Here is a 13,825-nt window from a genome sequence, read left to right on the forward strand (position 1 = left end):
AGGTAATATGATTCACATTTTATCTCATTTTAAGTAAAATATTTCCCATAGATATGATTTCTACACTACTTAAAGGGGAAAAATCAAAATGATTGAAGTTTACATAGATGGCGCTAGTGCTGGAGATCCAGGTCCTAGCGGCGCAGGAATATATATTAAGAATAACGGAAAAGCTGAATCCTTTTCCATTGCCCTCGGTATGATGAATAACCATGAGGCTGAATTTCATGCTTTAATAAAAAGCTTAGAAATATGTATAGAAGATGGGTTTTCAATTGTTTCTGTTAGATCTGATTCAACCACTGTAGTAGATGCTGTTGAAAAAGAATATGCACGTAATGAGAAGCATCGCATCCTTTTAACAAAAGCTTTATCATTAGCATCTCAATTAGACCTATTTTTTATAAAATGGATTCCTTCAAAAGAAAATAAACATGCTGATCAGTTAGCGAGACAAGCTATTCGATTAAATATATAAAGCTTTTAGATACCTGGCGATGATTCTGATTAATTGACCAATGTTGTCGGGTTACTGGTAGTCTTTTCGACTTTACTGACCATGACTTCGGAGTTACTGGCCACTGTTCTCGGATTTCGAGACCCCTTCTCGATTTACTTGCCATAGCTTCTGGATTACTGGCCGCTAACCGATTTTACTTGTATTTGTCCAGGATTACTGGCAAATGTACATCCCATTACAACTTCATTCCATGGAAAAAAGCACATAGTCAATTATGTGCTTTTAATCCCATCTTTTCCATCAATTTATATGCTTCTGTTTTCGTTTTTATTTTATGTTCCTTAAATCTTTCCAATAGGGACAAATAAAAACTACCATCGAACCGTTTTTGAGTTTTTAATGTTAATTCAATTGCAAGTGAAACGACATAATCATCTGTTCCGGTTGATTGTTTTCCAAAGTAAATAAAAGAAATAGCATCGTCTTTAAACTTGAAGCCTTTTGCTTCGAGATTCATGAGGTAATTTTCCAAATCAATAAGCTCCGTGATCAATGATCTTTTCTCCTTTATAACCTACTTGCAAATATATCATCTTCTTCAAACCATTTCGTTTTTAATAAATGATTGCGAACTGTTTTTAATTCAAACTCTTCACAAATATCCATTGATGATGGTGAAACACTCCATGCTGTCTTGTTAAAATCAAACGAGAGTGGCACATTACATTCGATTGCCGCAAGTTGGCGAGATAAATGTAACATCTCTAGATCGCTATTAAGCTTTTTTTGTAGTGAAGGTGAGAGCGATTGGATGTTCGCAATTAGTCCTTCAATATCTTTATGATCTTGTATAAGTTTAAAAGCTGTTTTTTCTCCAATTCCTTTTACACCAGGATAACCATCACTCGTATCCCCCATTAACGCTTTTACGTCAATTAACTGCTTCGGAAGCAACTGAAACTCTTCCATAAAGCTAGGCTTTGTATGATGCTGATAATTACCAATTCCCTTTTGCATGATTAAGACAGATACTCGATCATCAATAATTTGCAAAAGGTCACGATCACCCGTTAAAACGGTTATATTTGCATGCTCTTTATATTGATTACTAATAGTACCTATACAATCATCCGCTTCATATCCAGCTAGTCCAATACTCATTATTCCAAACGAATTTGTAACTTTTTGTGCCAAATCAAATTGCGGAATCATTTCGACAGGTGGTGCTGGTCGATTGGCCTTATAACCATCAAACATTTCATTCCGAAACGTCTTACTCCCCATATCCCAGCATACGGCAACATGAGTTGGATCGAACTTCTCTACAGCAGTCAATAAATGTTTAATATACCCTTGAACTGCATTTGTGGGGACTCCTTTACTGTCAAACATATAATTATTTCGTACGGCTGTTGAGTAAAAAGATCGAAACAATAGAGCCATTCCATCTATTAATAACAAATGTGAATTTGAAATTGTAAACACCTCTTATTCCACTTAATAAATTCATTATATCAAATTTTTGGATTTTCGCCTGTTTCTACAGGATTTTCATCATAGGAAACCCAGTCAGAGTAACTGCCTGCATATAACTTTACATTTTTAAATCCAGATGCTTTTAAAGCTAATATGTTTGGAGTAGCTGTCACGCCAGATCCGCAATAAACAATGATCTCTTCTGTCTTGTCCAAGTTTGAAAATCGTTCCTTTTGTGCTTCCAAGTCCTTCCAAAGGCCATTTTCAAATCCATCCGTCCATTCAATGTTGATTGCTCCAGGAATATGGCCGGCTCTCGCATCAAGTGGTTCTATAAGCCCTAAATATCGTTCTCTCGCTCTGGAATCAACTAGAAGTCCTTCACCTTTTTTTACGTGTTCATATGAAGCAAGCATCTCATCTTTAATGAAAGGTACAAACTCGGAATAGTCATAAGTAGGGATTGTATCTGTTACTTCATAATCTGCTTCCTTCCATGCCTTGTAGCCTCCATCTAAAACATACACATCTTTATGCCCTAAATAAGATAGCAGCCACCAAAAACGGCCTGCAAATGCACCTTCCCCATCATCATAAGCTACAACCGTAGTTTCTTGTGTAATCCCTGCTTCCCCTAATTTTTTAATAAATATACTTACTGAGGGTAAAGGGTGCCGTCCTCCGTGTTTTGAAACATGCGACGATAAATCCTTTTCCAAATCGAAAAACACAGCACCGGGAATATGATTTTCATAATAAGCGGATTTCCCATGAGTTGGATCAGTAAGAGCAAATCTACAATCGACTATCCTGACATTTTCAACTTTTAGCTGGTCATGCAACGAAGAAACAGATTTGATAAACCTCATGCTCATCCCTCCAAAATCGATCGAATTCTTTTCCATTCCACTAATTTTGCATGATCGGAAAGAGCTTCCAACCACCCTGCAAACTGATCTTGTACATCTGAAGTAACATGTGCAATGAATTTTCTGAACTCATTCTCAATCAAGTTATGATAAAAATTCTCCAACTCCACGAGTTCATTCTGTAAATACTTATCTGTAAGAGGAGAAAGAAGATTTTCTAACGCTTCTTCCATTTTCTTCTTCTCATTTTGTTCAAAAAATGCTTTCGGATTTCTAAAAAACTTGAAGCTTCCTTCCAATGGAATTTTGTCAATATGTTTAAATGCTGATTGAAAATCTGGTGTTTCCACTGTTCCAACTTCCCACGCAGAAACAGTCATTTCACGCTTGATTAATTGCATTTCTTTTTCCATATTTTCGATCCTATTTAACAGTAGTCTTTGTACAAATCGTTCCAGTCTTAATGAGGTCGCTCTTAATTCTTGGGCAAAATCGTATCCGGTTGCTTCTAATAATTCATCTAAAGATTTTGTAAGGAGCTTTCGACTATTATTTTGAAGAACAGCAGGATTAAAAGCTTCTTTGAAAAAGTCTGGGAAACGGTAAAAAACTCTTTGTTTGACGTAAAACAATAGTTCTTTCGCTTCTTGCGACAATTGTTTCTTTAGTAAACTCGGTTCAGCTTCTTGTATAAAAGCAGTTATTTTCACTTTAGCAAGCTGCAATTCTTCTATTCTTTTAATTTTTATTGCTTCATCCTCACTTGCCGTATGAATGAGTTGGTCAAGCATAAATAAAATACGGCTATAATCTGTTTCAGCAGACTGAAGAGCTAGCTTTGATAAATCATTGTTTAAAAAGTGATTAAATTCTTTCGTAAACGAATCAATATTAGATTCACTTCTTGAATCCATATTTAATGCAAGTTTACTTGAAATGCCGAATATTTTAGGAAAACGAATTCCGTTTGAGACGAGTTCGTGATTAACATATTCTAATACTTCTTTTATTTCTTCATCAGAGCTCGCTAGGTCAATGGCATTTACGATAAAAAACATTTTATCAAGTTCAAATGCATCTTTTACCCTACCTAATTGTATTAGGAATTCACGATCCGCTTTAGAAAAGGCATGGTTGTAATACGTAACGAACAGAATTGCATCCGCGTTTTTAATATAATCAAATGCAACACCTGTATGTCTTGCATTGATGGAATCAGCTCCCGGTGTATCGACAAGGGTAATCCCTTGTTTTGTAAACTCGCAATCATAATACAGGTCAATCGACTCGACAAAGCACGACTGTGTTTCATTTCCTACAAAGCGATGGAATCCGTCTAAATCAGTCGTTAATACAGTACCTAATTGGTTTTGATGCTCTTTAAATCCATGTTGGAACGCTTTTAAAAAGGATAAATGAATTTTTTCTTTTCCACTATAATCCGAATCTTTTAGGACGTTCGGAATTTTAGTGTAGGCATCTGTAAGGGATGTACATTCATATCCAAATAATGATAATGAATAGGCAATATCCGCTAGCATTTGTTCCTCATTTTTAAAATGAACATCTGCCGTGGCATGTGCATGCTCGTTTGTCACTGGGCAAATCCGATTGATGGCCGCAGTAGTTGGATTTGGAGAAACAGGTAAAACACTATTTCCTAATAACGCATTAGCGAATGACGATTTTCCGGCACTGAAAGCACCGAACAGTGCAATCGTATATTCACGATTTTGTAATCGAGCCATTTTTTCCTTTAATTGAGAAATAACCCTTTTAAAACTTGCCTCGTTTTCCAAACAGACAATCGCCTTATCAATTTTTGCTATAACTTTTTGAATATCTGTTTCTTCATTATTTTTAACATAAGAGTCAGTTATTTCATCCCTAACGTCTAATACTTCATTTTCAAAGACAGTTTCACCGGTAAAAATTCGAATATCTTCCTGTTCTGTTTTCCAATTAACAAGAAGTGTTTGTAATAATGAATGTTCATTTCCAGTTGGGATGGAACACTGTTTCATTTTTTCTTCATATACAAGTTCTAATTGACGAAGTGATTGTATTGTCGACGTCAAACTACTTATTTTGTTTAATTGTTTGTCGATTTCAGATAATTCTTTATCCATTTTCTTTTTATAAATAGAAAAAACGGATTTTTGGAAGTCGCTGGTAGCTTCTCTCGCCTTTTTCTTAATTAGACTCGCCACATCTTCACAGTATTGCAGTATATATTCACCTGTTAATCCTGCACCTTTTTTAATCGCATCGATAAATAAGGAATCTTCAAAATGGACGGCTAGATTTTGAGCTTCTACTTGTAAATCTTCTTGTAATATATCTGATTCAGAAAGTTTTTTTGCTGCCCATTGTCTTAAATGCCAATCAATTTGTGATTCCACTTGTTTTCGTACACTTTCTGAAAACTGCTCTAAAGACGTTTTTCTTTCTAATTCTGTCTTTTTCTTGCTGAAAAAAAGTCCCGTTTTAAAGTTAGGCTGATGCGTCTTTAATAATTGCGACGCGAGCTCACGCGTTTCATAAGGCATTAAATACGCACTCTGAAGCAAGCCTTCTCGTTCAGAAATAAAAGCATTTTCCCATTTATCTACTGATGAAAAAAGCGTTTCTTTTTGAGTTAAAAGAGCTTTTTCTTCATCAAATATATGGGATAGTTCTTCATCATTCACATCCGTTAATAATTGCTCCAATGGTTCCGCAGCAGCTTTTCTTTCATCGGACAACCAATTTGTATGCTCCGCCACCAATTGAGTAGTTGCTTTCGTAATCGTTGTTTCCAGCCATTCTTCATGATGATTAAAAGCTTCATTTATTAACATTTTAACTGTTACAAATTCATTTTCAGGATGATTTGCTTTTTTTAATGATGTGAAAAATATACCCGAAGGCTCTACATTCCATGCCGCAAACGAGTCAATGACAGTTTGCTTATATTGTTGGAAAGAGAGCTCTGCATCATCATGCTTATCAATTTGGTTAATGATTAAATATAATTTAACTCCGTGATCAAGTAAATTTCGTGTATACGTGAAATTCAACTCGGATTGAACATGGTTATAATCCATTACGTAAAAAACGACATCCGCAAGATGCAAAGATGATTCCGTCGAAAGTCGATGTGCATCGTCAGTTGAGTCGACCCCTGGTGTATCCATAACAGTCACACCATATGGAAGGTTTGAATCTTTTCTTCCAATTTCGATTTCCGTTACATCGCCACTTTTGCAAAATTCCTTTACAGTTGCAAAATCGTAAGGAGCATTAAATAATAAAGGCTTTTCCGAACGATAAAATACTTTTGCATAATCTTCATCTGCCCGATGGATTTTCACAAGATTAGCGCTTGTTGGTATTGGACTAGAAGGGAGAATATTTTCTCCGACTAGGGAATTAATCATCGTTGATTTACCAGCAGAAAAATGACCACTAAATGCGACAATAAATTCACTGTCCACGATTTTTTTAATTAGCTTTTGAGCTTTTTCAGCTCTTTTCTGATCTCCATGCTCCTGAAATCGTTCCGTTAATATAAGTATTCTATTTAACTGTGCATCTTCCACAGATGATTGCAAAACTTTAGACATGTGTAATAACAAACCCCTCGTTATAATCATTACATCCTATTTTACATGACAATTCAGGATTTTCATATAGAATTAAGAAACACTAAAAAAGTCCAGTTCCTAAATATTGTAATGGAACTAGACAAATCTTAATCAAATTGCTTTGTGTAATCTGTATTTTCACGTAATGCCTTTTCTTCAATTGGTATTCTAATTCTAAGGATGATCTGATTTAATATAAAAAACAAAACCGCTGTTATGTATAAGTTAAATATCATTGGAATCACAAATAATTCAATCGTTACGATAATATAGTTCGGATGCTTTACATATTGGAATGGACCTTTTTTTACTACATGAATGCCAGGGAGTACAATTATTTTTGTATTCCAGTACTTGCCAAGCGATTTAATAACCCATATACGCGCGATTTGAGCAACTACAAAAATAAAAAGAAATACTGGCCAAAACTTATTTAATACAGGTTTACGGAATAAATATTCCAAGATTAAACATATAAAAAATCCAATATGCATGAGGACCATTAAATGGTAGTGATTTTGACCATATTCTTTAGCCCCAGACTTCAGCATCCAATGTTCATTTCTTTTTGCTATTCTTAATTCTACAAGCCTTTGACCAATTACAATCAACAATAATATAAGGAAAAACATTACTCCCACCTGACAAGCAACAATTCAGAACTAAAACCAGGTCCTAAAGCAGCAATGATTCCATAGTCCCCGTTTTTCATCTCTTGCTTTAAAAATCGTTCAAGCACAAATAACACAGTCACAGAAGACATATTTCCATATTCCCTTAAAACCTCGAGTGACGTCGCCGTTCTCTCTGGAGGCAATCCGAGTGCTTCTTCATATGCTTTTAACACTTTTTTTCCGCCTGGATGAGCAATAAAATGCTTTATCTGAGAAATCGTTAATTGATGATGTATAATCAGTTGCTCGACTTCAGGTTTTAGCCAATCCTTAATAATGGATGGAATGTCTTTAGAAAATACGACATATAAGCCTTCATCTTTTATATTCCACCCCATTACATCTAATGAATCCTTCATTAATGTTGATTGTGTATTAATAATAGAAGGAACTTTACGTCCTATGATCTCATTTAAGTTTACTTCATCCCCACAAATAAGTGCTGCTGCGGATCCATCTGCAAATAAAGAAGTTCCGATTATGTTGCTCTTACTCAAATCGTCTTTTTGAAAAGTAAGACTGCATAACTCGACTGCTACAACTAAAACTTTTGCATCTGGAAAAGCCTTACAATATTCATAGGCTCGTGAAAGACCCGCGGCACCACCCGCACAGCCAAGTCCCCAAATTGGAATTCTTTTCGTATTTTTGGAAAATGGCAATCGGTTCATAATTCGCGCTTCCAAACTTGGTGTTGCAATTCCAGTTGTATTAATCATTATAATTGCTTCGATTTCTTCATAAGAAACTTGTCTTTGTAAAGTTGGTGATTCTAGGCAATTTTTTATTGCTTTAATACTTAAGTCTACAGCTAAATCAATAAATTCATCGTTTTTACTAGAGAAAGAGTGGTTGTGTCGGTACCATTCTATATTTTTTACAAAATGGCGTTTTTCAATTTCTCCATTATGAAAGACTTTCAACAGCCGATCTATGTCTTTTACTGATTCGGAGAAAAGTTGTTTAGCGAATTCCATCGTCTCATCTTGAGAAATAGCATGTTCTGGGACTCCTGTTCCAACAGAAATAATTCGCGGCACACCGACATCTCCCTTCCTCTATTAAAAATGAAAATTATTGTTTTAGTTCTTCTATTTGCTCGAAAAATCCAGGATACGAAATAGTAATAGCCTCGCTATTTTGTATATGTGTTTCACCAGAAGCTAAGCAACTAGCAATTGCGAGCATCATACCGATCCTATGGTCTCCATGACTGCTCACTTCGGCGCCATGTAAACTAGACTTTCCATAAATTTTCATTCCATCTTCCGTGGCTTCAATATTAGCTCCAAGCTTTTTTAATTCCTCAACAACGGTATCAATTCTGTTCGTTTCTTTTACTTTAAGTTCCGCAGCATCTTTAATAACGGTTACTCCTTCAGCTTGTGTAGCTGCAAGGGCAAGGATTGGAATCTCATCAATCAGCCTTGGAATAATATCACCGCTAATTTCGACGCCTTTTAAATTGGAATAACGAACTGTAATATCTGCATACGGCTCCATCACTTCATCATGTACATTATGAATCGTGATATCGGCTCCCATATTCGTTAGTATATCCAAAATTCCCGTTCTAGTAGGATTAATTCCAACATTTTTAATCGTTATTTCACTTTCGGGAATAATCGAGCCCGCTATAAGAAAGAAGGCAGCTGAAGAAATATCACCAGGAACATTAATAGATGCTCCTTTAAGTGTTTGTTTTCCTTGAATCGTTTTTTTCAAACCATCCGTTTGTACGGAACCGCCAAATTCTTGAAGCATACGTTCTGTATGGTCGCGAGAAGCTTCAGGTTCTGTGACAGATGTATTTCCATCAGTAAATAAACCTGCCAATAGAATGGCGGATTTTACTTGTGCGCTAGCAACAGGTGAAGTGTAATCCATCCCTTCCAGTCCACCGCCACGGACTGATAAAGGTGTAAATTTTCCTTCTTCACGTCCATCGATTTTTGCACCCATATTCTTTAATGGAATCGTTACTCGACCCATTGGTCTTTTTGCAATCGATTCATCACCAATTACAGTAGTATGGAATGGAAGACTCGATAAAATTCCTAACATTAGACGAATGGTCGTCCCCGAATTCCCAACATCCAATACTTGATTAGGTTCTTTTAATCCTTCTAAGCCCTTGCCATCAATTTCAACATGATCCCCTTCAAGATGAATCTTTACTCCGAGCTTCCTAAAACAATCAATCGTACTAAGACAATCGTCACCTGTTAAAAGTCCGTCAATCACGGTCTTTCCATGAGCGATTGAGCCTAGCATTACCGCTCGATGGGAAATCGATTTATCTCCCGGGACCTTCATAGTCCCTTTTAACCTTATGCTCAATGTGTTCACTCCTTACATACTTATATATGTTTCATACCCTCTGTTTTCTAAACTAGTTTTAGCCCTTTCAAGATCTTTTTCCGTTTGAAAACTAATTCTAAGAACGCCGTAAACATCTTCACGAGCCTCAATAATTCTAATATTCGTAATGCTAATATTTTCTTGAGCTAATAGCGTCGTAACATCTGAGATAACACCTGGTTTATCAAGTACATCAACGTATAAATCATAGAATGCGGTAATCGCGCCTTTCGCTCGAACTGGTAACGAATCACGGTATTTTTTTGCCCCATCAAAATAGTTGTACAGTTCTTCACTGTCTCCATTTTCAACCAAGTGCCTTACGTCATTCATTTCAGTCATCCACTGATCTATAAGTCCGAGTAGTATAGGTTGATTATGCTTGACGATGTCACGCCACATTTCAGGACTAGAAGAAGCAATTCGAGTAATATCACGGAATCCGCCTGCTGCAAGATATTTCACGTGTTCATTTTTGGACGAATGATTTTCCACTTGTCGCACCAAGCTTGCTGCAACTATATGTGGGAAATGACTGACGACTCCTGTAACTAAATCATGTTCTTTCGGATCCATAATAATAAAATGTGCATTTGTTCCTTTTAACCAAGTTTTAAGAATGTCAATTTTTCCATTAGTGGCATTTTTGGATGGGGTTAATACGTAGAACGCATTTTCAAATAAATGTGCTCGTGCACTCCCTGGTCCTACTTTATGAGATCCCGCCATAGGGTGCCCACCAATAAAGGGGATGCCATTATTAAAGTACTTTTCCGCTTTTTCCATAATCCGACTCTTAGTGCTGCCTACGTCTGTAATTATGACGTCTTCTTTTAATGAAAGATGAGCAAGTTGTTCAAGAAATAGCTCTGCTTTTTCTACAGGGCAGGCTAAAATAATTAGGTCAGCTCTAACAGCTTCTTCCTCGAAATGTTCCGTACAGTCATCAATAATATTTAATTTTTTTGCAAGGTGGCAATTATCTAGTTTTACATCATAGCCAACGATATGGACAGGATGTTCTTTTTTTATTGCTAGGGCGACTGATCCCCCAATCAGTCCGACCCCAACCAATAATATACGTTTTAAATCTTCCATTTTTACACAGCCTATTCTTTCCTAAAGTTTAACTGTTACAATTTCTGCAAGGATCTTCATTAATTCTTCGTTTTCATCTTCTTTCCCTACCGTAATGCGTACACCATTTGGAAACGCGCGAACAATCCAGCCTTTTTCCAACAAGCTTTGAAATATTTCGTCACTTGATAGTCCTGGAATGTTGATAAAAACAAAATTTCCTTGGGATGGGTAATAAGAAATTTGATGTTTATCGAAAAATTGGTAATATTTTTCTAATTCTTTTGCGTTTGCAGCGATTGTTTTTTCAACGAATTCTATGTCTTCTAATGCAGTAATGGCAGCAGTTTGTGCGAGAGCCGAAGTATTAAATGGCAGTCTTGCTACTTCCAATTGTTTAATTAGAGTAGGTGCACCTATTCCATAACCAATCCGGAATCCTGCAAGTCCGAATGCTTTTGAAAAAGTGCGCATGATTAAAAGATTTTCATATTTATTTAAAAGTGGAATTGTTTTTGGATAGTCCTCAATCGTCGCATATTCGAAATATGCTTCGTCCAAAACGACAAGTACATGACTTGGAACTTTGCTAAGAAATTCTTCTAACTCTGATTGATTAACATAAGTACCTGTTGGATTGTTTGGGTTGCAAATCCAGACGATATTCGTTTTGTCATCTATTTGTCTCGCCATTTCTTCTAAATCATGACGGCCATCTTTTAATGGAACTTCTCGTAATTCAGCATTTTCAATAATCGCATGATGGCGATATTGTGGGAATGTTTCTTTTGCCATCACAGTGTTTGTATCGGGTGATAACATAGCTCTAATTAACATTTGAATTAGTTCATCAAGACCACTGGAAAAGATAAGCTGGTCACCATTAACCCCAAGGTGGGTTGCAACTTTTTCCCTTAATTCTGTTGTTCCTCCATCAGGGTAAATTGCAAAACTTGGAATTTTTGTCGAAATGGCCTCCAGAACATTTGGTGAACATCCGTATGGATTTTCGTTGGAAGCAAGCTTTACAATTTTATCCAATTGGTACTCTCTTTTTACTTCTTCTGTCGTTTTCCCAGGGATGTACGGTTTTAATGATAAAAGCTGTTGTTTCACTTGCATGGCCTTCCCACCCTTTTAAAAGTTATTTGAATATTGTTTATATCTTTCGATATTTTCTTTAATAGCAGAGATGCGATCTTGCCCAAACTCCTCTAATAGTGCTACTGCAAGCTCCCAGGCAACGACGGACTCTGCAACAACACTAGCTGCAGGAACTGCACAACTATCGGAGCGCTCAATGCTAGCTTTGAAAGGCTCCTTCGTATCAATGTCTACACTTTCTAATGGTTTATACAATGTAGGAATTGGCTTCATCACACCTCTTATGACTATCGGCATTCCAGTCGTCATTCCACCCTCAAAACCACCAGCATTATTCGTTCTTCTCGTATATCCATTTTCCTCATCCCATTGAATTTCATCATGCACCTGACTTCCTGGACGATGTGCAGCTTCAAAACCGATTCCGATTTCAACACCTTTAAATGCGTTGATGCTCATAACCGCTGCCGCAAGTTTTGCTTCAAGCTTACGATCATATTGGACATAACTACCGACTCCAATTGGCATCCCTTCCACGATGACTTCTACAATTCCTCCGATGGAATCACCATTCGTTTTCGCATCATCAATCGCTCTCATCATTTTTTCGCTTGCTTCTGGATCAAGGCATCGAACTGGTGACTCTTCTGTAATTTTTTGCAATTCCTCGATTGAGCTATATTGAATATTTTGGGCTTTCACGCCACCGATTTCCATAACATGTCCGCCGACTTTTACCCCAAGTTCGGACAGAATCGTTTTAGCTACTGCACCAGCTGCAACACGGACCGTCGTTTCTCTCGCAGATGAACGTTCAAGAACATTCCTCATGTCTCGATGTCCATATTTGATCGCACCGTTTAAATCTGCGTGACCTGGTCTTGGTCTCGTAATTTTTCTTTTTACTTCTTCCTGTTCTTCTGCACTGATTGGAGCAGCACCCATTATTTTTTGCCAATGTTTAAAATCATTATTTTGTACAACTAACGCAATCGGAGCACCAATCGAAACACCATGGCGAACTCCACTTAAAATTTGAACTTCATCCTTTTCGATCTGCATCCTCCTGCCGCGGCCATATCCTTTCTGTCTTCTTTGCAATTCATAATTGATCATCTCCGCTGTCAATTCTAATCCAGCTGGCACACCTTCTAATATAGTAGTTAGCTGTGGGCCATGTGACTCCCCTGCTGTTAAGTATCTCATTTTTATTTCCTCCCATTTTTTTGATATTGGCTTTATTAAAATCATTGTTGTGCTTGCCACTAAGTTGATTGAAGCGGAATGCGCGAGACTCCTGCGAGAAAAACGGTTAACGAGAGACCTCACAAGGAGCCTTAAGCGCCGAGGAGGCTCACGATCCGCCCGCGGAAAGCGAGCGCGTGGAGCGCAAATCAACATAGAAGTTTTAACAGAGCCTTGATAAATACAAAAACGCCCCTGCAAAATGCAGGGACGTTATTAATCGCGGTACCACCCTAATTGCGGATTAAAATCCGCCTCTCTTGATTGATAACGGTTATAACCGTCTTTTTTTACTAATTTGGAAACCCAAATATTCAAAAAAGAAGCTCGAGGGAGTAATTCATCTTCACGATTGTACTGATTCGCACCATCCATCAGTTCTCTGACACTACAGATTCATGAACACTACTGTGCCCTGTCTTTGCTTTTTGTTTCGTATTATTTAAATTCAATTTTTATCACATGAATGGGTTCTTGTAAAGTCATATTTTGTTTTTTTCGAAAAGAAAAATGGAAAAGTCTTGCTTAACTAGATACAGGCCTATACGAAATGGCGGTTTTAAGTATTGTTCTTTTTTGATTCATTACTTGTGATAAAAGGAAACATGCAGTGCGAAGAAAAACGCTTGAATCAGTACAGAAAAACAAATGGTTTTATGACAAATAAATCGCTCTTTGACTTTTTGGCAGCTCGTTTTTAACTTCAAGGGGCTTTCGCTTACATCCTGCAAGGCTAATCGAAGTTGACTTATCGCAGAAAAAAAACAAGAAGTAAACAAGTTGACTGCTGTTTGTGTTCGGCAGTAAAAATCATTATTAATAAAAAAATGTAAAAAACTTATTGCATAATAAAACTTACCTATAACATTTTTCCCATCCAAATCATAGAGTGTAATATATCAATTGTATGCTAATATTAAATTAAATGTGACA

At 36.8% G+C, this 13,825-nt stretch carries 11 protein-coding genes and 1 other annotated feature; of the genes, 1 reads left to right on the forward strand and 10 read right to left on the reverse strand.

The genetic code is table 11. The features are described 5' to 3' along the window. The first annotated feature begins 88 nt into the window (after positions 1-88). Positions 89-478 carry a reverse transcriptase-like protein gene (locus tag KHA93_RS07255; RefSeq protein ID WP_213110130.1) on the forward strand — a complete coding sequence of 130 codons (390 nt, stop codon included), beginning with the start codon at positions 89-91 and terminating at the stop codon, positions 476-478. Positions 479-728: 250 nt separating this feature from the next. On the opposite strand, the gene KHA93_RS07260 is transcribed toward KHA93_RS07255, so the two are convergent. The 10 genes from KHA93_RS07260 to aroC all read right to left on the reverse strand — a co-directional run bounded on the left by KHA93_RS07260 (position 729) and on the right by aroC (position 12,853). Next, the gene (locus KHA93_RS07260; RefSeq protein ID WP_233711077.1) at positions 729-1,013 is read right to left on the reverse strand and encodes a DUF6123 family protein; all 285 of its coding nucleotides are present in this window, start codon (positions 1,011-1,013) and stop codon (positions 729-731) included. 14 nt (positions 1,014-1,027) lie between these two features. Continuing rightward, entirely contained in the window at positions 1,028-1,936 is a 909-nt protein-coding gene (locus KHA93_RS07265; RefSeq protein WP_213112813.1) for a 5'-3' exonuclease, read from the reverse strand. 38 nt (positions 1,937-1,974) lie between these two features. Further along, positions 1,975-2,805 carry a sulfurtransferase gene (locus KHA93_RS07270; protein ID WP_213110131.1) on the reverse strand — a complete coding sequence of 277 codons (831 nt, stop codon included), beginning with the start codon at positions 2,803-2,805 and terminating at the stop codon, positions 1,975-1,977. A 2-nt stretch (positions 2,806-2,807) separates the two neighbouring features. Beyond that, positions 2,808-6,410 (reverse strand): dynamin family protein, encoded by a 3,603-nt coding sequence (locus tag KHA93_RS07275; RefSeq protein WP_213110132.1) that lies wholly within the window; start codon positions 6,408-6,410, stop codon positions 2,808-2,810. A gap of 128 nt (positions 6,411-6,538) precedes the next feature. Further along, positions 6,539-7,063 carry an isoprenylcysteine carboxyl methyltransferase family protein gene (locus KHA93_RS07280; RefSeq protein WP_213110133.1) on the reverse strand — a complete coding sequence of 175 codons (525 nt, stop codon included), beginning with the start codon at positions 7,061-7,063 and terminating at the stop codon, positions 6,539-6,541. Further along, positions 7,063-8,145, reverse strand: a complete 1,083-nt coding sequence (locus KHA93_RS07285; protein WP_213110134.1) for a type III polyketide synthase — start codon at positions 8,143-8,145, stop codon at positions 7,063-7,065. The genes KHA93_RS07280 and KHA93_RS07285 overlap by 1 nt, the downstream gene beginning before the upstream one ends. A 34-nt stretch (positions 8,146-8,179) precedes the next feature. Continuing rightward, positions 8,180-9,445: a 3-phosphoshikimate 1-carboxyvinyltransferase gene (aroA, locus tag KHA93_RS07290; protein ID WP_267917167.1), complete on the reverse strand. Its 1,266-nt coding sequence runs from the start codon at positions 9,443-9,445 to the stop codon at positions 8,180-8,182. 12 nt (positions 9,446-9,457) lie between these two features. Beyond that, complete coding sequence (locus KHA93_RS07295) at positions 9,458-10,564, reverse strand: prephenate dehydrogenase (RefSeq protein ID WP_213110135.1); 1,107 nt, start codon at positions 10,562-10,564, stop codon at positions 9,458-9,460. A 21-nt stretch (positions 10,565-10,585) separates the two neighbouring features. Further along, a complete protein-coding gene (gene hisC, locus KHA93_RS07300; protein ID WP_213110136.1) occupies positions 10,586-11,665 on the reverse strand; it encodes a histidinol-phosphate transaminase in 1,080 nt (359 codons plus the stop codon). 15 nt (positions 11,666-11,680) lie between these two features. Further along, on the reverse strand, positions 11,681-12,853 hold the full coding sequence (gene aroC / locus KHA93_RS07305; RefSeq protein ID WP_213110137.1) for a chorismate synthase: 1,173 nt from the start codon (positions 12,851-12,853) through the stop codon (positions 11,681-11,683). Positions 12,854-13,095: 242 nt separating this feature from the next. Further along, positions 13,096-13,323 (reverse strand) — a binding site (T-box leader). Positions 13,324-13,825 lie beyond the last annotated feature (502 nt).

The sequence above is a fragment of the Lederbergia citrisecunda genome, from assembly GCF_018343695.1.
In the GTDB taxonomy this organism is placed as follows: Bacteria; Bacillota; Bacilli; order Bacillales; family Bacillaceae_C; genus Lederbergia; species Lederbergia citrisecunda.